Here is a 21,468-nt window from a genome sequence, read left to right as displayed (position 1 = left end):
TGTTTTCCATGACTATGACACCGACCCGCCATGCTCGCCTCGCGGCAAGTGGTCGCTCTGAGCGACGAAGGTTGGGCCCGGGGGCTTGGATCGAGTCGGTGCCTTCACCAGGCTAACAAAGGTTCGCCGGAAGTGATCCCCCTCCCGGAAGTTGACCTCGACTCACCAGCCTCATGGCCGCGGGCCATCCGGACGTACGCCCCGCGGCTACGGCCTCAGGAGCTCCGGGACCCCGTCCGGGCCCGGCCGGTCCCGGCCGGCCGAGACCACCGTCAGCTGCTGCGTCGCACGCGTCAGCGCCACGTACAGCACGCGCAGGCCGGCCGCGGACTCCTCGGCGATCTCCGCCGGCGAGACGACCACGGTGGCGTCGTACTCCAGGCCCTTGGCCTCCAGGCTGCCCAGCGCCACGGCCCGGTCGCCCAGGTCGGCCAGCCAGCCCGCGGCCTCCGCGCGCCGGTCCATGGCCACGACCACGCCGACGGTGCCGTCCACCTGCTCCAGCAGCCGCCGGGTCTCCTCCCGCACCGCGGCGCCCAGATCCCCCTCCGCGGCCGCGAAACGGGGCTCCAGGCCCGTGGAGCGCACCGCCGTGGGCGGCTCCATGCCCGGCATCGCCAGGCGCAGCACCCGGGACGCGACCTCGGCGACCTCCGCCGGGTTGCGGTAGTTCACCGTCAGGGTGAACCGCCGGCGCGGCCGGGACCCCAGGGCCTCGTCGCGGGCCGCGGCCGCCTCGTCCGGATCCGTCCACGAGGACTGCGCCGGGTCGCCGACCACCGTCCACGTGCCCATCCGGCCCCGGCGGCCCACCATCCGCCACTGCATCGGCGTCAGGTCCTGCGCCTCGTCCACGATGACGTGCGCGTACTCGGTGCGCTCCGCCGCGAGCCGCTCGGCCCGCTCCCACTGGGTCTCCTCGCGGGTCGGCATCAGCTCCTCCAGCCCGCTCAGCTGGTCCAGCGGATCCATCTCCCGCTTCCGCTTGGGCCGGGCCGGGGCGCCGAGCAGCTGGTGGAGCTCGTCCAGCAGCGCCACGTCGTGCACCGACAGGGGACCCTTGCCGTCCGGGCCCACCCGGCGCAGCGAGCGCGCCAGCTGCCGGGTCTCGCGCGGGTTCAGGTCCCGGCGCGACCAGCGGCCGAGCTTGCGCTCGTCGGCCATCGCGGCGAGCACCGCGCGCGGGGTCAGCTCCGGCCACCAGGCGTTCAGGAAGTCGATGAACACGTCCTCGGTGGAGATGTCCTCGTCGAACGCGGAGCGCAGCTCGGCGGCCAGCTCCGGGTCGCTGTGCCGGCCGGCCCCGCCGGACTTCGCGTAGAGCGCGTCGAGGAGCAGCTTGCGGGCGCGCGGGCGCAGCAGGTTGACGGGGGCGGTGCCGCCGAGCACGTTCTGGCGGATCCGGTTCAGCTCGTCGGCCTCCAGCTCCTGGCGCCGGCCGAAGGCCACCACCCGGAGCCGGTCCGGGGCGGGGCCGCGGGCGTTGCCGAGCTCCAGGGTGCCCCGTACGGCCTTGCGGAGGACCTTGAGCATGCGGGAGGAGCCCTTGACGCGGGCCACCGACGGATCGTCGTACGTGGTCGCCTCGGCCCCGTCGACGAGCGAGCCGAGCGCGCGGATGGCGACCTGGCCCTCCTCGCCGAGGGAGGGCAGCACGCCCTCGGTGTACGCGACGAGCAGCGGCGTCGGGGAGACGATCAGGATGCCGCCGGAGTAGCGGCGCCGGTCCTGGTAGAGCAGGTACGCGGCGCGGTGCAGGGCGACGGCGGTCTTGCCGGTGCCCGGCCCGCCCGCGACCTCGGCGACCGAGGCGGCGGGGGCCCGGATGACGAGGTCCTGCTCGGCCTGGATGGAGGAGACGATGTCGCGCATCGAGTGCGTACGGGCCCGCCCGAGGGCGGCCATCAGGGCCCCGTCGCCGATGGCGGGCAGCTCCTGCCCGTTCAGCGAGGCGGTGACCTCGGGGCGCATCAGGTCGTCCTCGACGCCGAGCACCTTGCGGCCCTTGGAGCGGATCACGCGGCGGCGCACGACGCGGCCGGGGTCCTTGGGCGTGGAGCGGTAGAACGGCGCGGCCGCCGGGGCGCGCCAGTCGATGACGAGCGGCGTGTAGTCGGAGTCCAGTACCCCGATGCGGCCGATGTGCAGCGTCTCGGCGATGTCGGCGGTGAGGTCGGCGCGGATCGCGTCGTCGGCCGGCTCGACGGAGGTGTACGCGCCGTCGGGCCCGCGCTCCCCGTCCTTGCCGAGCACCAGGTCGATGCGGCCGAAGAGGAAGTCCTCGAACTCGTTGTTCAGCCGGTTGAGGTGGATGCCGGCGCGGAAGACCTGCGCGTCGCGCTCGGCGAGCGCGCCGGGCGTCCCCACCTGGCCACGTTTGGCGGCGTCGTTCATCAGGAACTCGGCCTCGTGGATCTTCTCCTCAAGGCGTCGGTACACCTGGTCGAGATGCGTCTGCTCGACCGCGATCTCCCGATCGCGGACGGAATCCGCCGTGCTGTCGACAGCGGCATTCTGCGCGGCCACCAAGGCCCCCTTCTGACGTGCATGGGCGACCGTCAACCGTACGCGAACCGGCCCCCTGTCCGCACGCCCGTTCCGGGAACGTCCGCGGATCACGACGAAGATCACTGCCCGAACCGCCCGGAACCGCCCGCGGCGGGCTCCGGCGGGGCGTCGGCGGGCTCGCGGCGCACGGTCGGCGGGCTCGCGGCGTGCGGTCGGCGGGCTCCGGCCGGGCGTCGGCTACCCGGGGCGGGCCGCCAGGACCCTGCGCCGGTGCCGGGCCACCCGCTCGCGGTTGCCGCACAGCTCGCTGGAGCACCAGCGCCGCCGGTGTCCGCGCGAGGTGTCCAGGTAGACCCGGGAGCAGCCCTCCCCCTCGCAGGCCCGCAGCAGCGCCCGGTCGCCGGGATCGGTGAGCAGCTCCACGGCGTCCCGGGCCACAGCGGCGAGCAGCGCCCCGCACTCCACCCCGCCGCACAACTCCCGTACGAGGTGCCCCTCCTGGTCCGGTACGGCACACAGTCCCGGGGGCGGACCGGCGGCCGCCGCGTTGACCCGGGCCAGCGCGTCCCCGTCGGGCCCCGCCGCGGCCAGCTCGGCCCGTACGAGGCTCTCCACGTCGGCGCGCAGTGCCCGGAACGCCTGGACCCAGTCGGTCTGGATCTGGTTCAGGGGCGTCCGGCCCGGGACCAGCCCGGTCCCGACGAGCCACAGCCGCAGCTCGTCGCCGTCCCGGATCCCCTCGGCGCCCTCGACGTCCCCGCGGGACCCGAAGGTGGCCACCAGGTCCAGGCAGACCCGCCCGGAGTCGAACCACATGCCCGTCACCGCCTCCCTCTTGGGGCGTGCCCCCAGAGTGCCCGTAGCCGCTCCGCGGCGGAAGCCCCCGTACGCGGACGGCGTGCCGTGCCGGCGCCCCGGCTCGTTGGACCGGTCGGTGACGGCCGGTGCCGACCAATGCCGGCCGGTGGCGAAGGGGAGGACGCACATGCAGCCGCGGAACGTACGCCGGCTGGTCCGGGAGATCCTCGCGCAGCAGGCCCCGGAGGAGCTGGAACTGCTGGACGGGACGGCCGCGTTGAACGACGCACAGGTCACGCGGCTGTTCCGGCGCAGGCGCGAGCGGCGCGACCCGCTCGGCTTCGGCGCGGCCGAGGTGGCGGCGCTGGTCGCGCCCGTGGTGTGGCTGGTCGTGACCGAGGTCGCGCAGCGGGGCGCGGCCGCGGCGGTGGACGGCGCCGGGCGTGCGGCCCGCCCGTGGCTGCGGCGGGTGCTGCGGCGGCCGGTGGCGGAGCCCGCCGCGGTCCCGGTACTGCTGCCGGAGCAGTTCGACGCGGTACGCACGCAGGTGCGCGAGCGCGCGCTGGCCGCGGGCGTGGAACCGCACCGCGCCGACGCCCTGGCGGACGCGGTGGTGTCCCACCTGGCCACCGGGCCGACACCCCCTCCGCCCGGCCCCGCGGCGGAACCCGCGGCCAGGCCTGCGGAAGGCCCCGCGGCCGGCCCCGGGGCGGGATCTGCGTCCGGTCTCGCGGCCGGACCTGCGGAGGGGCCTTCGCCCGGGACCGCGGCCGGGCCCGCGGAAGGGCCTTCGCCCGGGACCGCGGCCGGACCTGCGGAAGGGCCTTCGCCCGGGACCGCGGCCGGACCTGCGGAAGGGCCTTCGCCCGGGACCGCGGCCCGGCCCGCGGAAGGGCCGGCGGCGGGGCCCTCGGCGGGTGCGTGAGCCGCTCGCCCGGCAGGACCAGCGGGTCCTGGGGCAGGGGTCGACCCGCCGGTCGGCGCTGTTCCTCCTCGCGCTCCTCGTGGTCGCGGTCGGCCTGCGGATGCGCTCGGCCCGCGCCCGGCGCTCGGGCGCGCTGTACGAGGCGTTCCTCGCCACCCCCGAAGCCCGGGGCCTGGGGGGCCTGCCGCTGCGCGAGCTGCGGCCGGTGCGGCCGCGGACGGCGGCGCACTACGGCCGGCTGCTCGCGGACGCCGCGCTGCCACCCGCGCTGTGGGCGGGGGCGGTCCTGGCCGCCGCGGCCCTCCTGCTCTTCCTGGTCACGCCGGCGTGGCGCCGGTGGACGGGCCGGATGGTGCCGGTCGGCCGCGGCTCGGCGCTCGACCTCGCCCTGCGGGGCCTGTGCCTGCGCTCGGGGGTGCAGCCGCTCCCGAGGTTCCTCGTCGCACCGCTGCGCATGTCGGCGACGGCGGTGACCTTCGGCGCGGCCGGACGGTACACGGTGTGCGTCAACGCGGGCCTGAGGCCGCTGCTGACCTCGGACCCCCGGCACTTCGAGGCGGTGGTCCTCCACGAGCTGGCCCACATCCGCAACCGGGACGTGGAACTGGGCTGTGCGGCCCGGGCGTTGTGGTGGGCCTTCCTCCTCACGGTCGCGGTGCCGCACGCGATCCTGACCTACCGGCTGGCCGCGGCCCCCGCGCCCTGGCCGGGCGAGGGCCTCGACCCCGGCGGCGAGGCGGAGCTCCTCGCGCTGCTCGCCGCGCTGGCCTACGCGACCCACACCGAGATCCTGCGCAGCCGCGAACTGTGCGCGGACCTGGACGCGGTGGACCAGGGCGCGGATCCGGCGGTCTGGGAGCGGCCGGTGCCGTGGTGGCGGTGGGTCACCCTGCCGTGGCACACGCACCCGAGCTGGCCCTGGCGCAGGCGTGCGCTGGCCCGCCCGGTGCAGGTCGTCGGGTCGTACGCGACCTGGGAGCAGCCGGTGCTGCTGGTCGGCTGGGTGGTCGTCCTGCTGCAGTTCGCGCTGAACGAGTTCGGCGGGGCCACGGTGCCGACGGCGCTCTGCTACGCGGGACTGGTGCTGTGCGGATGGCTGGGGCGGATGCAGTCCCGCCACCCGAACAGCAGCTTCCGCGTCCGGCCCCGCACGTTCGGCACCGACGCGGGCACGGGCACGCCCGCGGGCACCGACACCGGCACCGGCACCGGCACCGCACCCGGCCCGGCCGGCCGGCTGCGCCGTACCGCCGTACCGGCGCTGCTCCTGCTGGCGCTGCTGGTGGTCGACCCGGTCGGCAGCTGGCTGACGCCCTAGACGCCAGACGCCCTAGAACCGCGGCGGGTCGTCGTGCAGCAGCCGCTGGAAGAGCCGGTGGTCGCGCCAGGCGCCGTTGATGTGGAGGTACCGCGGGGCGACCCCGTAGGCGGTGAAGCCCGACTTGGCCAGCACCCGCTGGGAGCCGTGGTTGTCCAGGAGGGTGCCGGCCTCCACCCGGTGCAGGCCGACCTCGTCGCGGGCGATCCGGCAGACCTCCGCCACGGCGGCGGTGGCCAGGCCCTTCCCGGTCCAGGCCTGGTCTATCCAGTAGCCGACGCCGCCGCTGCACAGCGGACCGAGCGTGATGGAGCCGAGGTTGATCGCCCCGACCGGCACTCCGTCGGCGCTCAGTACGAAGGGCAGCACGCGGCCGCCGTCCCGGTCGGCGAGCAGCACCTCGATCCGGGCCCGCTGGCCCGCCTCGGTGTAGAACTCCTCGGACCGGTCGGGTTCGGTGGGCGCCATGTACGCCCGGTTGCGCGTCAGTACGTCGGCCAGCCCGGCGGCATCGTCCAGCGTGATGCCCCGCATCTCCACTCCGTCAGCGATCATCCGGGTACGCTAACCGATCCCCCTACGGGCGCGCACTCCCCGGCGTCCAGCGACAGCCGGTACCCCCGCTTGACCACCGTCTGGATCAGCATCGGCACGCCCAGCGCCACCCGCAGCCGCGCCATCGCCGTCTCCACCGCGTGCTCGTCGCGCCCCGCGCCCGGCAGCGCCCGCAGCAGTTCCGACCGGGCCACCACCCACCCGGGCCTGCGCGACAGGGCCCGCAGCAGGGCCATCCCGGCCGGCGGTACGGGGCGCAGCTCCGAGTCCACGACCACGGCCTGGCCGCGGATCTCCACCCGGTGCCCCGCGACCGGCAGCACCCGCGCGCGTCCCGGCAGTTCGGTACAGAGCAGCTGTACGAGCGGCCCCAGCCGGAACCGCTCGGGCTGCAGGGTCGCCACCCCCTCCGCCTGGAGCGGCAGTGCGGTCACCGGCCCCACGCACGCGGAGAGCACCCCGCCGTCCCGCAGCGCCGCCAGCAGGGGTTCCCGTACGCCCCGCTCCGCGGCCCGCGCCAGCAGCGAGGCCACCGCCGGGGCCGAGGTGAAGCTCACCGCGTCCACCGACCCCGAGACCACCGCGTCCAACAGCCGGTCCAGCGGCCCGAGGTCCTCGGGCGCCATCCACCGGTACACCGGTACGTCCACCACCTCGGCCCCGCCCGCCCGCAGTGCCTCGATGAACCCGGGCAGCGGCTCACCGTGCAGCTGGATCGCGATGCGCCGGCCCGCGACCCCGGCCGTCAGCAGCCGGTCGAGGACCTCGGCGAGGGACTCGGACTGCGGTGACCAGGTCTCCACCAGCCCGGCGGCCCGGATCGCGCCCTTGACCTTCGGGCCGCGCGCCAGCAGTTCGGTCTCGCGCAGCCGCCCGAGCAGCTCCTCCCCGATCCCCCACCCGTCGGCGGCCTCGATCCACCCGCGGAAGCCGATGGCGGTGGTGGCCACCACGACGTCCGGGGCGAAGCCGATCAGCTTCTTGGTCGCGGCGAGCAGCTCGGTGTCGTCGTCCAGCGGCACGATGCGCAGGGCCGGCGCGTGCAGCACGTTGGCGCCGCGCCGGCGCAGCAGGGCGATCAGCTCGTCGGCCCGCCGGGCGGCGGTGACGCCGACGGTGAAGCCGGCCAGGGGCCCGGCGTGGGTGTCGTACATGGTGACCTGCCTCGCGCAGTGGGTCGGGTGTCGCGTGAGCCGAGCCTGCCAAGGGCGCGTATCAGACTCGGTTCACCCGCATTTCCGCACCGTTAACCGGCGTTACACCGAGGTGAGCTGCGGCTTCGCCGCCGTCCCGGCCGCCGGGGCGCTCGCGGCCGCGGGCCGGCGAAGGTATACCGCCCAAGTGACCGCGCAGCAGGCGGCGTAGAAGCCGAGGAAGGTCACGAAGGCGGCCGTTCCCGAGCCCGAGCTCAAGAACGCCTCCCGGAAGACCAGGTTGATGCCGAGGCCGCCGAGCGCGCCCACCGCGCCGATCAGCCCCATGGAGGCCCCGGACAGCCGGCGCCCGTAGGCGGCCGCGGCCTCGCCGCTCATGCCGCGGGCGAGGGCCTTCGCCTGGAAGATGCCGGGGACCATCTTGTACGTGGAGCCGTTGCCGAGCCCGCTGAGCACGAACAGGGACACGAACCCGACGAGGAAGACCGGCAGCGACTCCCGCACCGAGGCGAAGACGACCACCCCGGTCGCGGCCGCCATGGCCACGAAGGTGCCGAGGGTGATCCGGGCCCCGCCGAAGCGGTCCGCGAGCGCCCCGCCGACCGGGCGGATCAGCGAGCCGAGGAGGGGGCCGATGAAGGTGAGCGAGGCCGCCTGGAGCGGGGTCCGGCCGAACTGGGTCTGGAGCACCAGTCCGAAGGCGAAGCTGTAGCCGATGAAGGAGCCGAAGGTGCCGATGTAGAGGAACGCCATGATCCAGGTGTGCGCGTCGCGCGCCGCCTCCCGTACCGCGCCGGTGTCGTTGCGCACGGGCGCCAGGTTGTCCATCCGCAGGGCGGCCAGCGCGGCCGCGATCACGATCAGCGGGATGTAGACGGCGAGCAGCAGCCTGGGGCGGCCCGCCCCGGCGGTGGCGATGACCAGCAGCGCGATCAGCTGCACCACCGGTACGCCGATGTTCCCGCCGCCCGCGTTGAGCCCGAGCGCCCAGCCCTTCTTGCGGAGCGGGAAGAAGGCGTTGATGTTCGTCATCGAGGAGGCGAAGTTGCCGCCGCCCACCCCGGTCAGCGCGGCGACGGCGAGGAATGTGCCGTAGGAGGTCCCGGGCTCCATGACCACCAGCGCGGCCACCGTCGGGAGGAGCAGCAGCAGGGAGCTGATCACCGTCCAGTTCCGGCCGCCGAACCGGGCGACGGCGAAGGTGTACGGCACCCGTACGAGGGCGCCGACGCAGGTGGCGGTGGCGATGAGGAAGAACTTGCCGGCCGGGTCGATCCCGTACTGCGGCCCCATGAAGAGGACCATCACCGACCACAGGGACCAGATCGAGAAGCCGATGTGCTCGGAGAGCACGGAGTACAGCAGGTTGCGCCGGGCGATCTTCTCGCCCGAGGTCTTCCAGAAGGTCTCGTCCTCGGGATCCCAGTGTTCGATCCAGGTCATCACACGCCTCCACAGCTGCCGTCGCGTCCGTGGTGACGACCGTAGGAAGGGCTCGTTTCGGCCCCGGTCCCCGCCGGATGACCGCCGGGAAACCTTGCACTCACCCGCCGTCGGTGCCAGGTGTGAGCGCGGCGGGCAGCCAGCTCCCGGGGGGCACCTCCAGCCAGCCCCGCGCGGCGGCGAGCTCGGCGGCGGCGGCGCGCAGGGCGTCCACCCCGGGATGGCCGAAGCCCTTGCGCCACACCATGGCGAGCGGCGACAGCGGCACCGGGTCGACGAGCGGCCGTTTCACGCACCCGGGCATGTCGGCGAAGTCCACCGTCACCAGCACCGGGTTGCCGGTCTTGGCCATCACCCGGCCGAACTCGTCCTTGCCCACCGCCACCGGGGCGGGGGCCGCCTGCTCGATCCCTCGCCCCGCGAACAGCTCCCCCGCCAGCCCGGTCCACTCCAGGGTCCGCGCGTTGCCCGCCCCGGTGTACACGCTCTCCCCCGCCAGGGCGTCCAGCTCCAGCGGTACGCCGGCCCGCCCGGCCAGTGCGTGCCCGACGGGCAGCAGCACCGCGAGCGGCTCGTACCGTACGGGCATCTGCGCGAGCCGGGCCCGCAGCGCCGGGGGCAGGCCGGCGGCGTACCCGAAGGAGACGTCGAGCCGCCCCGCCACGACCTCGGCGGCGGCGTAGGTCAGCCCGCTCTCGAAGCGGGCCATCAGCTCGCAGTCCGGCGCGAGCTCCCGGGCCCGCAGGAGGACGGTGCGCGCGGTGCCGGGGCCGTCGGTGTTGTGGTCGACGAGCAGCGGGCGCGGCCCGGCGAAGGCACCGGCCAGCTCGTCGTGGGCGCGCAGCACGTTCCGGGCCAGGGGCAGCAGCCGCTCGCCGTCCGGGGTGAGCTCGACGGCGCGGGTGGTGCGTACGAACAGCGCCGTGCCCAGGGCCTGTTCGAGGCGGCGCACGTCCCGGCTCAGGGCCTGCTGGGCGACGTACAGCCGGGCGGCGGCGCGGGTGAAGTGCAACTCCTCGGCCACGGCGACGAATCCGCGCAGCAGGCGGGGTTCCACATCACGGGCTATCACCCCCGGAGACTAACAACAGACGGCGGTGAATCCGCCGCGAACAGGTGTTGGACCCGGCCCGGCCCCGGGCCGGAGGCTTGATCCATGCCCTCCACCCCGCTGATGACCGTGACCGGCACCACCCTCGTCCTCGCCGCCCCGCCGACGGCCGCGCCCTCCCCCGCAGCGCCCCGCGCCCGGGGCCCCTACGGGCGGCTGTTCACCCTGCCCGGCACCCGGGCCTTCACCGCCGGGAACCTGATCGCGCGGCTCCCGACGGGCATGTTCGGGATCAGCGCGGTGATGATGATCGCCGGCCAGCGCGGCTCGTACGCCCTCGCCGGCGCGGTCACGGCCACCGGCCTCGGCGCCACCGCACTGGCCGGGCCCTGGACGGCCCGGCTGATCGACCGCTACGGCCAGGCCCGGATCGCCGTACCGGCCACGCTGATCGCGGTCCTCGGCTCCCTCGCCCTGGTCGCCTGCATCCGCCTCGAAGCCCCCGCGTGGACCCTCTTCGCCGCGTACGCCGCCACGGCCACCACCCCCAACATCGGCGGCATGTCGCGGGCCCGCTGGACGCACCTGCTGCGCGGCTCGCCGGCCGAGCACCACACGGCGATGTCCTTCGAGCAGGCCGCCGACGAGTTCTGCTTCATGTTCGGCCCGGTCCTGGCCGCGTTCCTCTGCTCGGCCGTCTTCCCGGAGGCGGGCACCCTCACCGCGGCGGCCCTGCTCCTCACCGGCATGCTGGTCTTCACCTCCCGGCGCGCCACCGAGCCCCCGGTGACGGCGGCGCCCCGGCGCGGCGGCTCGCCGCTCGGCGCGCTGGGCCCGCTGCTGTTCCTCTTCCTGGCCCTGGGCCTGGTGTTCGGCTCGATGGAGGTCTCCTCGATCGCCTACCTCGACGGGCACGGCATGGGCGCCGGCACGGGCCTGATCCTGGCCTTCCAGGCGGCGGGCTCCTGCGCGGCCGGCCTGCTGTACGGCACCCTGCGCCCGCGGGGCCTGGGGACCTGCCTGGCCGTCCTGGCCGCCGCGATGGCCCTGCCCGCGGCCGCCGCGGCCACCGGCTCCGTCGTGCTGCTGGCCCCGGCCCTGCTCCTGGCGGGCATGGCCACGGCTCCGACGATGGTGACGGCGATGTCCCGGGTCCACGCCCGTACGCCCGAGGGCCGTCTGAACGAGGGCATGACCCTGGCCGTCACGGCCATCTTCGCGGGCATCGCGGCCGGTTCCGCCACCGCGGGCGCCGCGGTGGACCGCTTCGGCCCGGCGACGGCCTACCTGCTGCCCGTGGCGGCCGCCCTGTCGGCCGTGGTCGCGGGGCGGTTCATCCGGCGGCCGGGTGACCGTGCCCGCGTGGTACTCACTACCGCCGCCCAAGATCCGCAATAACTGGGGGTGTCTTCCCAGCGCCCTTCCCTTTGCGGAGGAACACCCCTTGTCTGCTTCCCGCTCCGTGCCCGCGGCCCTGATCGTCGCGGCCGTCACCGCAACCTGCCTCGTGCCGGCAGTACCGGCCCTGGCCGACTCGTCGAACATCCGGTTCACCCAGCCGTACGTCCCCTCGATCGCTCCGGGCAGGACGGGCCGCATCGTCATCGCGGCCGTCAACGGGGCCGATCCGGCGATCAGCAGCACGTTCCGGATCACCGCCCCGGAGCGGACGACCTTCCCGGAGACCCGCTTCTACTGGGACGGCAAGCGCGCGTCCGTCGCGTGCGAGCGGTCCTCCGACGCCCGCCTGCTGACTTGCAACGCCGCGACCCGCGCCGGCTTCACCTTCCCCGCGAACACGCGGACGCGGCTGGGGGTGGCGCTGCGGGTGGACGCGGACGCCCCGGAAGGCACCACCCTGGACGGGGGCGAGTGGGAGACCGGCACGGACGCGCCCGCGCTGTTCGGCGTCGCCACCCCGGTGACGGGCCCCAAGGGCGACGACGGCCACCACGGCCACGACGGGAAGCCCGGCCACCACGGCAAGCCCGGCCGCCCCGGCCCCAAGGGCGAGAAGGGCGACAAGGGCGACCGCGGCGAACAGGGCGAGCGCGGAGAGCGCGGCGAACAGGGCGAGCGCGGCGAACAGGGCAACCAAGGAAACCAGGGCAACCAGGGCGTGCCCGGCCCGAAGGGCGACCGCGGCGACACCGGCCTCCAGGGCCCGAAGGGCGACACCGGCCCGTCCGGCGGCCCCAAGGGCGACAAGGGCGATAAGGGCGACCGCGGCGAGCGGGGCGAGAAGGGCACAACCGGAACCACGGGCAGCCGAGGCCCGGCCGGCCCCGCCGGCCCGCAGGGCCCCCGCGGACCCGAGGGCCCCAAGGGTCACAAGGGAGACCAGGGCCCGAAGGGACACAAGGGCGACAAGGGACACAAGGGCGACCGTGGCCCCGCCGGGCCCCAGGGACCGAAGGGACCCCAGGGACCGAAGGGCGACAAGGGCGACACCGGCAAGCCCGGCCACTGCAAGAAGTGCGACGGCCACCACGGCGACAAGGAAACCCCGAAGGCCCGCATCGCCACCACCGGCAAGGGCCTCGGCATCCGCTCCGGCCCGGGCACGCAGTACGCGAAGCAGGGCAAGGTCCTGACCGGGACGGTGGTCGCCCTCCAGTGCAAGGTGAACGGCCAGGAGATCGAGGGCAATTCGATCTGGTACAAGCTCGCGGACGGCCGCGGCTGGATCGCCGCCCGCTACGCCCAGAACCTCAACAAGGTTCCGTTCTGCTGACCCCCGCGCAGGCATGACAAAGGCCCCGCAGCCGAGAGGCCGCGGGGCCTTTGCGGTCGAAACCGGCCGACGCTACCCGTACCAGACGATGTTGCACACGTACACGCACTCGCGGCGAGGCACCACGAGAAACTGGATGAAGCCTCGCCCGACAAGGATGTCGAACTCGCGTAGGCCACCTTCACGATCGGTCGGCCGACCGACCGACCCGTGCGGCATCGGCCCCGATCGCGGCGAGTTCGGTGGCGATCCGTTCCGCTTCCGCGATCACCCCGGGTGGCAACCCACCAGTGACGTAGTTGCTGTCATCGGTGTTGCAGTCCCACCGCCAGTCGCTCACAGACCCGCCTCGACCTTCGCCGCCTGCAGGATCTGCTGGATCTCCGCAAGCGCATCTGCGGGGTCCTCGTTTCCGGCGTCGATCAAGGCTTCCAGCGCGTGGAAGCGGGCGGCGCGGGCGGGGTGACGGGCGATGGCCACGTTGACGGCCCAGACATGGATGAAGGCCCGCAGCGGAGCAAGGCTCTGGGCCTGCTGCGCGTTGGTCGCCGCCTCCGCCAAGTGCTCATCGAAGGCATGGACGCGCGAGGGGGCGATCCGAGCAATGGCGTGCCGCACCGCGGCAACAGTGAGCTCTGGCATCGGGATCAGCGGCCCGTCGGCGGGGATCGGCGCGCTCACGTGTCCTCCTGGGTCGTGCGGGCCACTCGGGGCTCCACCGTACCGCCGCAGAGGGGACGGCCGCCCGGGAACTCCGGCATGACAAAGGCCCCGCAGCCGCGGGGCCTTTGCCCACATGGGGTGGTGGAGATGGCGGGAATCGAACCCGCTCACAGGGGGCGGCGCGACCTGCGGTGATCTCTATTTGTACAGGTCAGCACCGAACAGGGCCGCACAGGACAGCACGGGACCGGACTGGATGAGACGGGTGGTGCTCCCGCTGGGAGCACCGGGCGGCACGGAGCTCCCGGGCACGGATGCCCCCTCGGTCGAGTGACTGCGAAGTGACTGCATTGACGATAAAATGCAGTCATGACTGCATTCACGATCCGTGAAGTCCCCGACGACATCGCCCGCCGCATAAAGGTCCGCGCCGCCGAGGCCGGACAGTCCCTCCAGGCCTACCTGCTCGGCCTCGTCACCCGCGACGCCACCCAGCCCACACTCGCCGAAATGGCCAACCGAGCCGAGCGCTACGCCACGGAGGACATCGACATCCAGGACGTACTCGACGCCATCGACGCAGGCAGGGCGGGCCGTTGATCGTCGTGGACTCCTCCGCCCTGGTCCTGTTCCTCACGGACAGGGGCTCCGGGGGCACCGCCGCCCGCCGGCGCATCGGCGAGGAAGACGCGCTCGCCGCTCCCTACCTGCTGGACACTGAGATCGCCTCCGCTCTTCTGGGCATGGCACGCGGCACCAAGATCGACCCCGAAAGCCTCGACGAGCACTTCAAGACCTATCAGGGGCTGCGCGTACAGCGGCACGAGACGGGCCCCCTGCTCCCCCGGATCCGAAAGCTGTACGCCAACCTCTCCGCCTACGACGCCACGTACGTCGCCCTCGCCGAGGCACTGGGCGTCCCCCTGCTGACGGCGGACGTGCGCATCGAACGAGGCGTTCAGAAGCCGCGTTGCCGAATCGAGGTCGTCACTGCCAACAGCGATCAGCCTCCGCACCCAGGCACCTGACGCACCACCGCATCCGCCCCACTCCCTGAAGGGTGGTGCTCCCGTCGTGCTCCCACATGACGAAGGCCCCCTCACCTTGCGAAGTTTTTTCGCAGGTCAGGGGGCCTTCGCCCACATGGGATGAGTGGAGATGGCGGGAATCGAACCCGCGTCCAACGGTGCAGAAGCAGGGCTTCTCCGAGCGCATTCCGCTGCGCTTTTCTCGGCCCCGGAGATCACACGGACAAGTCTCCGACGGGCTCAGTCACTGTTTGATTTCCCTCAAACCCCCGTGACCGGGGCTAGAGGTTTAGATCCCTAATTGACGCCAGGATCCGGACCGGGACCACTTCCGGGCTGACGCTCCTCACAGAGGCTTCAGCTCACTGTTATTAGGCAGCGAGGGTGAAGCGGGAGTTATCGCTCTTGGAGTTGGCGATTATTGTTTGCGACATATGGTTTACGAGATCATTGCCGCTTCCTCGGCTCGCTTCCCCTGCATCGACAGCCGCTGTCGAAACCGATCATCCCCATGTTTTCACGCTATTCAGTTGGATACTGCTCGATCCGCGCCACCCGCGAACGGGTGGTGCTGACGCCATGGTACGCGAAGTGGACCACTGCGTGCCAGGAGTTTAAACCGTGCCCCGCTGCTTGCGGCGGATCGCCGAGATCGCGCGGTTCGTCTCGCGGGTGTCCTGCTTCTCCCGGAGCGTCTGCCGCTTGTCGTACTCCTTCTTGCCCTTCGCCAGCGCGATCTCGATCTTCGCGCGGCCGTCCTTGAAGTAGAGGGAGAGGGGCACGATCGTGTGACCCGACTCCTCCGACTTGCGCTCCAGCTTGTCGATCTCCTCCCGGTGCATGAGGAGCTTGCGCTTGCGCCGGGCGCTGTGGTTGGTCCAGGTGCCCTGGCTGTACTCCGGCACGTGCACGTTGTACAGCCAGGCCTCGCGGCCCTCGACCGACACGAAGCCGTCCACCAGCGAGGCCCTGCCCTGGCGCATGGACTTGACCTCGGTACCCGTGAGCACGAGACCGCACTCGTAGGTGTCGAGGATCGTGTAGTCGTGCCGCGCCTTCTTGTTCTGGGCGATCAGCTTGCGCCCTTTTTCCTTAGCCATAGTGCGGTCATTTTCGCACTACGGACCCACCCCGAGGCCACCCAATACCGCGCGGGCCCGCTCCTCGGCCCCGTCCGTCGCCGCCAGGTCCGGTGTGATGCCGCTGCCGTCCAGGCTCCGGCCCGCCGGAGTGCGGTACGTGCCGACCGTCAGCTCGGCCACCGAGCCGTCCGCGAGCTGCGTCGGCATCTGCACCGAGCCCTTGCCGAAGGTCCGGGTGCCGACCGTCACTGCGCGGCCGCGGTCCTGGAGCGCGCCCGTCACGAGCTCGGCCGCGCTCATCGTGCCGCCGTCCACCAGGGCCACGAGCGGCCGGGCCGTGTCGCCGCCCGGCGGGGCGTACAGGGCGTGCTGGTCACCCCGTACGTCGTACGTGGCCACGAGCCCGCCGTCGAGGAACGCGGCGGCGGCCGTCACCGCCTCGGTGACCAGCCCGCCGGTGTTGCCGCGCAGGTCGAGCATCACCCCGGAGCCGGCCGGGGCCGCGCGGACGGCGTCGCGGACCCGTTCGCCGGAGCCGCGGGTGAAGGAGGCGACCTTGATGACGGTGATCCCGCCCGGGAGTTCGCGTACGGTCACCGGCTCGGCGCGCAGTTCCTCGCGCCGCACGGTCCGGGTGAGGTCGGCGCCGTCGCGGGTCAGGTTCAGCACCACGGGGGTGCCGGCGGCGCCGCGCAGCAGGGCCACCACCTCGGGGACGCGCAGCCCGGTGACGCCCTGCCCGTCGATGCTCAGCAGCCGGTCCCCGGCGCGCAGGCCGGCCCGGGCGGCGGGGCCGCCGGGCTGTACCCGGTCGATCTCGATGCGGCCGTCCTGGCGGCGCTGGGCCCAGAGCCCGACGCCGGTCCAGCGGCCGTCGAGGTCCGCGGTGAAGGCCTCGTACTCGCCCTGGTCGTAGACGGTGCCCCAGCGGTCCCCGCTGCGGCTGACCACCTCCTGGGCGGCGCTCTTGCCGGACTTCCCGGCGGCGACGGCGTCCGCCGCGGCGCGGGTGACGGCCTCCCGGTCGGCGGTGCCCGCCTCCCGGGGCGCGGGCCCGGCCGCGGGGTCCTGCGCGAGGCCGTCCACGCTGCGGGCGACCAGGACGGCTCCCGCGTCCGACGGGTCCGACGGGGTGTCGAAGTCCCAGCACCCGGTGCTCGCGGCCGTGCCGACGGCCATGAGGAAGACCAACGTCAAAACGGCCCCGCGACGCAGGTCGCGGGGCCGGAGACAGAAGGCGGACAGTCCCGGCATGGCGCCGAGTCTAGGACAAGCCCCGCGGCGGTACGGGTGGTTGGCCGTACCGCCCGCGGGGCGCTTGTCACACCTTCAGGTACTTGCGCAACGCGATGAAGGCGGCCAGGGAGGGCATCAGCACCCCGATGACCAGCACCAGCGGCAGCTTCGTCAGGACGGAGTCCCAGCCGATGAAGTTGATCAGCTCCATCTTCGTGCGCAGCGCGGCGCCGTGGTCGATGACGAAGTACTGGCCGGCGCCCAGCATGCCGCAGGCGAAGACCGCGCCGATGAGGCCGGCGAAGGCGGCCTCCATGATGAACGGCACCTGGATGTAGAAGCTGGACGCGCCCACGAGCCGCATGATCCCGGTCTCGCGCCGCCGGCTGAAGGCGGAGACGCGCACCGTGTTGACGATCAGCAGCAGCGCCACCACCAGCATGATCAGCATGATGCCGAGGGCGGCCCAGTTGAGGTATCCGAGGAGCCTGAAGAGGTTGTCCAGCACGGTGCGCTGGTCCTCGACCGACTGGACCCCGTCGCGGCCCGAGAAGGAGGTCGTGATGACCTTGTACTTCTCCGGCTGCTTGAGCTTCACCCGGAAGGACTCGGGCATCTGGTCCGGGGTGATGGAGGCGGCCAGGGCGGTGTGGCCGAACTGCTCCTTGTAGTGCTTGAAGGCCTCGTCGGAGGATTCGTACGTGACGGTCTCGACGAGGTCCATGCCCTTGAGCTCGGTCTCCAGGGCCTGCTTCTGCTCCGGGGTCACCGCGCCCTTGGAGCAGGACGCCCCGTTGGTGGCCTCGGAGTCGTTCTTGTTGCAGAGGTAGATCGAGACGTTGACCTTGTCGTACCAGTAGCCCTTCATATTGCTGACCTGGTCACGCATGAGCAGGGAGCCACCGAACAGGGCCAGCGACAGGGCCACGGAGATGATGACCGCGAAGGTCATGGTGAGATTGCGACGGAGACCGACGCCGATCTCCGACATGACGAACTGGGCGCGCATTGCGTCTCAGGGACCTTTCAGTGCTGGTAGCCGTAGACGCCGCGCGACTGGTCGCGCACGAGTCGGCCCTGTTCGAGTTCGATGACGCGCTTGCGCATCTGGTCGACGATCTGCTGGTCGTGGGTCGCCATGATCACGGTGGTGCCGGTCCGGTTGATCCGGTCCAGCAGCTTCATGATCCCGACGGAGGTCTGCGGGTCGAGGTTGCCGGTGGGCTCGTCCGCGATCAGCAGGGCGGGACGGTTGACGAAGGCGCGGGCGATGGCCACGCGCTGCTGCTCACCACCGGAGAGCTCGCCGGGCATCCGGTCCTCCTTGCCGCCGAGCCCGACCAGTTCGAGGACCTGCGGGACGGCCTTGCGGATCTCGCCGCGCGGCCTGCCGATGACCTCCTGGGCGAAGGCCACGTTGTCGGCCACCGACTTGTTGGGCAGGAGTCGGAAGTCCTGGAACACGGTCCCCAGCTGGCGCCGCATGTGCGGGACCTTCCAGTTGGAGAGTCTGGCGAGGTCCTTGCCCAGTACGTGCACCTGGCCGTGGCTCGCCCGCTCCTCGCGCAGGATGAGCCGCATGAAGGTGGACTTGCCGGAGCCGGAGGAGCCGACCAGGAAGACGAACTCGCCCTTCGCGATGTCCAGGGAGACATCTCTGAGTGCGGGGCGGCTCTGCTTCGGGTAGGACTTGGAGACGTTGTCGAATCGGATCACGGGTGCACCACGGTCGCCGGGAGTAGGTGTGCGTGACCATACGCGAACGGGCGCGAGGTGTGGACCCGGCGTCCGGAGTTGTCCGATATATCCCCGGCTCCGAGGTCCCCTCGACCGCGATTGCCCGGACGGGCCGCGCCGAATGTCGGCGAAGCTGGCACAGTGGTAGGGGGAACGGACGCGTTCCCCGCGCCGTTGTCCTTCACAGAGGGACACCTAGGGGACGAGAGGAGGAGCGCATGACATATGACCGGCTCGTGTGCGCGAACTGCGCCGCACCCGTCAGCCAGGGCCGCTGCCCTGTGTGCCGGGCGAACCGGGAGCGCCTCCAGCAGGAGGGCCCCTTCTCCGGCCTGAACCCCGTGGCGCTCATCGCGCTTCTGGTGGTCCTGGTGGCCGCACTGGCACTGGTGGCCCAGCAGACGGCGTAGTTCCCTTCTCCGCCACGTACCGATCAGACGCGAAAGGCCCGGACACTTTGCGTGGTGTCCGGGCCCTCTGCTGTCCGCGGGGCGTACGCGCCTACGCGGTCTGCTCCTGCTGCTTGCGCCAGCGGATGCCGGCCTCCAGGAAGCCGTCGATCTCGCCGTCGAGCACCGCCTGCGGGTTGCCGACCTCGAACTCCGTCCGGAGGTCCTTGACCATCTGGTACGGGTGCAGGACGTAGGACCGCATCTGGTTGCCCCAGGAGCTTCCGCCGTCCTTGAGGGCGTCCATCTTGTCCTTCTCCTCCTGGCGGCGCCGCTCCAGGAGCTTGGCCTGGAGCACGTTCATCGCGCTGGCCTTGTTCTGGATCTGCGAGCGCTCGTTCTGGCAGGAGACCACGATGCCGGTCGGCAGGTGCGTGATGCGCACCGCCGAGTCGGTCGTGTTGACGCCCTGGCCGCCGGGGCCCGACGCGCGGTAGACGTCCACGCGCAGCTCGGCCTCGTCGATCTCGACGTGGTCGCTGGTCTCGACGACCGGCAGCACCTCGACGCCCGCGAAGGAGGTCTGGCGGCGGCCCTGGTTGTCGAAGGGCGAGATCCGGACAAGGCGGTGGGTGCCCTGCTCGACGGAGAGGGTGCCGTAGGCGTACGGGGCCTTGACCACGAAGGTGGTCGACTTGATGCCGGCCTCCTCCGCGTACGAGGTCTCGTAGATCTCGGTGGGGTAGCCGTGGCGCTCGGCCCAGCGCAGGTACATGCGCTGCAGGCGCTCGGCGAAGTCGGAGGCGTCCACGCCGCCGGCCTCGGCGCGGATGTTGACCAGCGCCTCGCGCTCGGCGTACTCGCCGGAGAGCAGGGTGCGGACCTCCATCTCGTCCAGCGCCTTGCGGACGGAGACGAGCTCGGCCTCCGCCTCGGCCAGGGTGTCCGCGTCGTCCATCTCCTGGGCGAGCTCGAAGAGCACCCCGAGGTCGTCGATGCGGCCGCGCAGGGTCTCGGTCTTGCGGACCTCGGCCTGGAGGTGCGAAAGCTTGCTCGTGATCTTCTGGGCGGCCTCCGGGTCGTCCCACAGGGACGGCGCGGCGGCCTGCTCCTCAAGCACGGCGATTTCTGCCCTCAGCTTGTCGAGGTCCAGGACGGCCTCGATCGACCCCATGGTCGAGGAGAGGGACTTCAGCTCTTCGGAAACATCGACGACTGCCACGGGTCCAGCGTAGCCGGTCCCCGGACGTCGATCTCCGGGCAGTCCGGATCACCCGTACTGATGGAGCCTCGTACGGGCGTACGCTCACCGTATGACTGTTCTCCTCGTCAAGCGCCGCCATGTGGACCACATGCGTGTCACGACGACGAGCTGTCTGCCGCCGGACCTTCCCCAAGCCTGATCCACCCCGATCCGACTTGGTCCTGTACGCGGCTACGCGGCTCCGGCGCCATCCCTGTCGGCGGCCCTCCCCTCCGCGACCCCCACCACTCCTTGGGGACAGGACCCCGTGACATCCGAAACGGAGACGTCATGCCGTCCGCGCACTCCCTCCCCGTCCTGGACCTCTCCCAGGCGGACGACCCGGCCCAGCGGGCCGATTTCCTCAAAGCACTGCACGCGGCCGCCCGCGACAGCGGCTTCCTGCATCTGACCGGGCACGGTGTGACCGCCGCCGAGACCGCCCGCATCCTGGAGCTGACCAGGGCTTTCTTCGCGCTCCCGGAGGCCGACCGGCTGGCCGTGAGCAATCTGAACTCCCCGCACTTCCGCGGCTACACCCGCATCGGGCACGAGCTGACCGGCGGCGCCTCCGACTGGCGCGACCAGCTGGACGTCGGCGCCGAGCGGCCGGCGCCGCAGCTGGGGCCCGGCGACCCGGCGTACCTGTGGCTGGAGGGGCCGAACCAGTGGCCGGCGGCGCTGCCCGAGCTGCGGACGGCGGTCCTGGAGTGGCAGTCCCGCCTGGCCTCCGTGGCCCACCGGCTCCTGCGCGAGCTCCTCACCTCGATCGGCGCCCCGCCGGACTTCTTCGACGCGGCCTTCGCGGACCGGCCGCACCTGCACACGAAGCTGATCCGCTACCCGGGATCGGCCCCCTCGGGCGCGGACCAGGGCGTCGGCGCGCACAAGGACTACGGCTTCCTGACGCTGCTGCTCCAGGACTCGGTGGGCGGGCTCCAGGTGGTGCGGGACGGTGGCTTCGTCGACGTCCCGCCGATGCCGGGGGCCTTCGTGGTCAACCTGGGCGAGCTGCTGGAGATCGCGACGGAGGGCTACCTGACGGCCACCGACCACCGGGTGGTGAGCCCGCAGGGCGGCGTGGAGCGGTTCTCGGTGCCGTTCTTCTACAACCCGCGGCTGGACGCGGTGGTGGACACGGTCCCGGGCGAGTACCTGAGCTCGGCGCCGGGCATGGCGCACGACGCGTCGAACCCGCTGCACGCGGAGTACGGCCGCAACGAGCTGAAGGGCTGGGTCCGGGCCCACCCCGCCGTTGCGCGGCGCTGGCACCCGGAACTCATCGTCGCATAGCCCGCGCAGCGCGGCCGGGCTCCTGGGGCTCCGCCCCGGACCCCGCGCCCCGAACTCCCCCGGACTCCGTCCGGGGGGACCCCCCTGGCGAGGCTGAAACTGCGCTTCGCGCACTTCAGCCCGCCTGGAGGCGATATCGGCCCAAATCCAGCCCCGCCGGCGTTTGAGGCGCGGGGGTCCGGGGGCTGGCCCCCGGCAACGGCGCCGCGCCCGCGGGGCTAGGGGGTGTCTGGCGGATCAGGGTCGGGTAGCCCGGGTCGTCTGGTGCCGTGGATTGCAAGGCGGAGGAGGGAGCCACTGCGGAGCATTGG

21 protein-coding genes and 1 other RNA gene are annotated in these 21,468 nt (G+C 72.6%); 8 read left to right on the top strand and 14 right to left on the bottom strand.

Features of this window, described 5'->3' with window-relative positions:
- Positions 1-207 precede the first annotated feature (207 nt).
- Together AB0M99_RS18370 and AB0M99_RS18365 are read right to left on the bottom strand one after the other, a co-directional pair.
- On the bottom strand, positions 208-2,526 hold the full coding sequence (locus AB0M99_RS18370) for a UvrD-helicase domain-containing protein (RefSeq protein WP_365921557.1): 2,319 nt from the start codon (positions 2,524-2,526) through the stop codon (positions 208-210).
- A 219-nt stretch (positions 2,527-2,745) separates the two neighbouring features.
- Complete coding sequence (locus AB0M99_RS18365) at positions 2,746-3,324, bottom strand: CGNR zinc finger domain-containing protein (RefSeq protein ID WP_365921776.1); 579 nt, start codon at positions 3,322-3,324, stop codon at positions 2,746-2,748.
- A 169-nt stretch (positions 3,325-3,493) separates the two neighbouring features.
- Here AB0M99_RS18365 and AB0M99_RS18360 point away from each other — a divergent pair, with 169 nt between their 5' ends.
- Together AB0M99_RS18360 and AB0M99_RS18355 are read left to right on the top strand one after the other, a co-directional pair.
- On the top strand, positions 3,494-4,231 hold the full coding sequence (locus AB0M99_RS18360; RefSeq protein ID WP_365921555.1) for a hypothetical protein: 738 nt from the start codon (positions 3,494-3,496) through the stop codon (positions 4,229-4,231).
- Entirely contained in the window at positions 4,224-5,549 is a 1,326-nt protein-coding gene (locus AB0M99_RS18355; RefSeq protein ID WP_365921553.1) for a M48 family metalloprotease, read from the top strand. The genes AB0M99_RS18360 and AB0M99_RS18355 overlap by 8 nt, the downstream gene beginning before the upstream one ends.
- Before the next feature lie 12 nt (positions 5,550-5,561).
- On the opposite strand, the gene AB0M99_RS18350 is transcribed toward AB0M99_RS18355, so the two are convergent.
- The 4 genes from AB0M99_RS18350 to AB0M99_RS18335 all read right to left on the bottom strand — a co-directional run bounded on the left by AB0M99_RS18350 (position 5,562) and on the right by AB0M99_RS18335 (position 9,773).
- Positions 5,562-6,104 carry a GNAT family protein gene (locus AB0M99_RS18350; RefSeq protein ID WP_365921551.1) on the bottom strand — a complete coding sequence of 181 codons (543 nt, stop codon included), beginning with the start codon at positions 6,102-6,104 and terminating at the stop codon, positions 5,562-5,564.
- Positions 6,101-7,258, bottom strand: coding sequence for a uroporphyrinogen-III synthase (locus AB0M99_RS18345; protein WP_365921549.1), 1,158 nt, complete (start codon positions 7,256-7,258; stop codon positions 6,101-6,103). Before AB0M99_RS18345 ends, AB0M99_RS18350 begins: the two co-directional genes overlap by 4 nt.
- A 102-nt stretch (positions 7,259-7,360) precedes the next feature.
- Positions 7,361-8,701 carry a nitrate/nitrite transporter gene (locus AB0M99_RS18340; protein WP_365921547.1) on the bottom strand — a complete coding sequence of 447 codons (1,341 nt, stop codon included), beginning with the start codon at positions 8,699-8,701 and terminating at the stop codon, positions 7,361-7,363.
- 100 nt (positions 8,702-8,801) lie between these two features.
- Complete coding sequence (locus AB0M99_RS18335; protein ID WP_365921545.1) at positions 8,802-9,773, bottom strand: LysR family transcriptional regulator; 972 nt, start codon at positions 9,771-9,773, stop codon at positions 8,802-8,804.
- Between the two features lie 84 nt (positions 9,774-9,857).
- On the opposite strand from AB0M99_RS18335, the gene AB0M99_RS18330 reads away from it, so the two are divergent.
- Complete coding sequence (locus AB0M99_RS18330; protein WP_365921543.1) at positions 9,858-11,150, top strand: MFS transporter; 1,293 nt, start codon at positions 9,858-9,860, stop codon at positions 11,148-11,150.
- Positions 11,151-11,196: 46 nt separating this feature from the next.
- Complete coding sequence (locus AB0M99_RS18325) at positions 11,197-12,486, top strand: SH3 domain-containing protein (RefSeq protein ID WP_365921541.1); 1,290 nt, start codon at positions 11,197-11,199, stop codon at positions 12,484-12,486.
- 181 nt (positions 12,487-12,667) lie between these two features.
- Here AB0M99_RS18325 and AB0M99_RS18320 read toward each other — a convergent pair whose 3' ends face one another.
- A complete protein-coding gene (locus AB0M99_RS18320) occupies positions 12,668-12,826 on the bottom strand; it encodes a hypothetical protein (RefSeq protein ID WP_365921539.1) in 159 nt (52 codons plus the stop codon).
- Complete coding sequence (locus AB0M99_RS18315) at positions 12,823-13,167, bottom strand: DUF6247 family protein (RefSeq protein WP_365921537.1); 345 nt, start codon at positions 13,165-13,167, stop codon at positions 12,823-12,825. The genes AB0M99_RS18320 and AB0M99_RS18315 overlap by 4 nt, the downstream gene beginning before the upstream one ends.
- 351 nt (positions 13,168-13,518) lie before the next feature.
- Between AB0M99_RS18315 and AB0M99_RS18310 the strand changes: the two genes are divergently transcribed.
- Entirely contained in the window at positions 13,519-13,749 is a 231-nt protein-coding gene (locus AB0M99_RS18310; RefSeq protein ID WP_365921535.1) for an antitoxin, read from the top strand.
- Between the two features lie 5 nt (positions 13,750-13,754).
- Entirely contained in the window at positions 13,755-14,177 is a 423-nt protein-coding gene (locus AB0M99_RS18305) for a type II toxin-antitoxin system VapC family toxin (RefSeq protein WP_365921774.1), read from the top strand.
- A gap of 122 nt (positions 14,178-14,299) precedes the next feature.
- Here the strand turns inward: AB0M99_RS18305 and ssrA are convergent.
- The 5 genes from ssrA to ftsE form a co-directional block, all read right to left on the bottom strand.
- Positions 14,300-14,688, bottom strand: a transfer-messenger RNA (tmRNA) gene (gene ssrA / locus AB0M99_RS18300).
- A 103-nt stretch (positions 14,689-14,791) separates the two neighbouring features.
- Positions 14,792-15,277 carry an SsrA-binding protein SmpB gene (gene smpB, locus AB0M99_RS18295; RefSeq protein ID WP_365921533.1) on the bottom strand — a complete coding sequence of 162 codons (486 nt, stop codon included), beginning with the start codon at positions 15,275-15,277 and terminating at the stop codon, positions 14,792-14,794.
- An 18-nt stretch (positions 15,278-15,295) separates the two neighbouring features.
- Complete coding sequence (locus tag AB0M99_RS18290) at positions 15,296-16,513, bottom strand: S41 family peptidase (protein ID WP_365921531.1); 1,218 nt, start codon at positions 16,511-16,513, stop codon at positions 15,296-15,298.
- Positions 16,514-16,580: 67 nt separating this feature from the next.
- On the bottom strand, positions 16,581-17,504 hold the full coding sequence (gene ftsX / locus AB0M99_RS18285) for a permease-like cell division protein FtsX (protein ID WP_365921529.1): 924 nt from the start codon (positions 17,502-17,504) through the stop codon (positions 16,581-16,583).
- Positions 17,505-17,521: 17 nt separating this feature from the next.
- Positions 17,522-18,211: a cell division ATP-binding protein FtsE gene (gene ftsE, locus AB0M99_RS18280; protein ID WP_365921527.1), complete on the bottom strand. Its 690-nt coding sequence runs from the start codon at positions 18,209-18,211 to the stop codon at positions 17,522-17,524.
- A gap of 239 nt (positions 18,212-18,450) precedes the next feature.
- Here ftsE and AB0M99_RS18275 point away from each other — a divergent pair, with 239 nt between their 5' ends.
- Entirely contained in the window at positions 18,451-18,642 is a 192-nt protein-coding gene (locus AB0M99_RS18275) for a hypothetical protein (RefSeq protein WP_365921525.1), read from the top strand.
- A gap of 91 nt (positions 18,643-18,733) precedes the next feature.
- Here AB0M99_RS18275 and prfB read toward each other — a convergent pair whose 3' ends face one another.
- Positions 18,734-19,843, bottom strand: coding sequence for a peptide chain release factor 2 (gene prfB, locus AB0M99_RS18270; protein WP_365921523.1), 1,110 nt, complete (start codon positions 19,841-19,843; stop codon positions 18,734-18,736).
- Positions 19,844-20,155: 312 nt separating this feature from the next.
- Between prfB and AB0M99_RS18265 the strand changes: the two genes are divergently transcribed.
- The gene (locus AB0M99_RS18265; protein ID WP_365921521.1) at positions 20,156-21,157 is read left to right on the top strand and encodes a 2-oxoglutarate and iron-dependent oxygenase domain-containing protein; all 1,002 of its coding nucleotides are present in this window, start codon (positions 20,156-20,158) and stop codon (positions 21,155-21,157) included.
- The last annotated feature ends 311 nt before the right edge of the window (positions 21,158-21,468 follow it).

It is taken from the genome of Streptomyces sp. NPDC051183, from assembly GCF_040682455.1.
Taxonomy (GTDB): Bacteria; Actinomycetota; Actinomycetes; order Streptomycetales; family Streptomycetaceae; genus Streptomyces.
The sequence above is the reverse complement of the archived record's forward strand: the minus strand, read 5'-3'. Positions and strand labels throughout refer to the sequence as shown.

What these genes read in the sequence shown, in the direction of transcription:
- AB0M99_RS18365 (WP_365921776.1), bottom strand. Translation starts at nt 3,324, where the DNA reads ATGTGGTTCGACTCCGGGCGGGTCTGCCTGGACCTGGTGGCCACCTTC.
- AB0M99_RS18360 (WP_365921555.1), top strand. Translation starts at nt 3,494, where the DNA reads ATGCAGCCGCGGAACGTACGCCGGCTGGTCCGGGAGATCCTCGCGCAG.
- AB0M99_RS18350 (WP_365921551.1), bottom strand. Translation starts at nt 6,104, where the DNA reads ATGATCGCTGACGGAGTGGAGATGCGGGGCATCACGCTGGACGATGCC.
- AB0M99_RS18345 (WP_365921549.1), bottom strand. Translation starts at nt 7,258, where the DNA reads ATGTACGACACCCACGCCGGGCCCCTGGCCGGCTTCACCGTCGGCGTC.
- AB0M99_RS18340 (WP_365921547.1), bottom strand. Translation starts at nt 8,701, where the DNA reads ATGACCTGGATCGAACACTGGGATCCCGAGGACGAGACCTTCTGGAAG.
- AB0M99_RS18330 (WP_365921543.1), top strand. Translation starts at nt 9,858, where the DNA reads ATGCCCTCCACCCCGCTGATGACCGTGACCGGCACCACCCTCGTCCTC.
- AB0M99_RS18310 (WP_365921535.1), top strand. Translation starts at nt 13,519, where the DNA reads ATGACTGCATTCACGATCCGTGAAGTCCCCGACGACATCGCCCGCCGC.
- smpB (WP_365921533.1), bottom strand. Translation starts at nt 15,277, where the DNA reads ATGGCTAAGGAAAAAGGGCGCAAGCTGATCGCCCAGAACAAGAAGGCG.
- AB0M99_RS18290 (WP_365921531.1), bottom strand. Translation starts at nt 16,513, where the DNA reads ATGCCGGGACTGTCCGCCTTCTGTCTCCGGCCCCGCGACCTGCGTCGC.
- ftsX (WP_365921529.1), bottom strand. Translation starts at nt 17,504, where the DNA reads ATGCGCGCCCAGTTCGTCATGTCGGAGATCGGCGTCGGTCTCCGTCGC.
- AB0M99_RS18275 (WP_365921525.1), top strand. Translation starts at nt 18,451, where the DNA reads ATGACATATGACCGGCTCGTGTGCGCGAACTGCGCCGCACCCGTCAGC.
- AB0M99_RS18265 (WP_365921521.1), top strand. Translation starts at nt 20,156, where the DNA reads ATGCCGTCCGCGCACTCCCTCCCCGTCCTGGACCTCTCCCAGGCGGAC.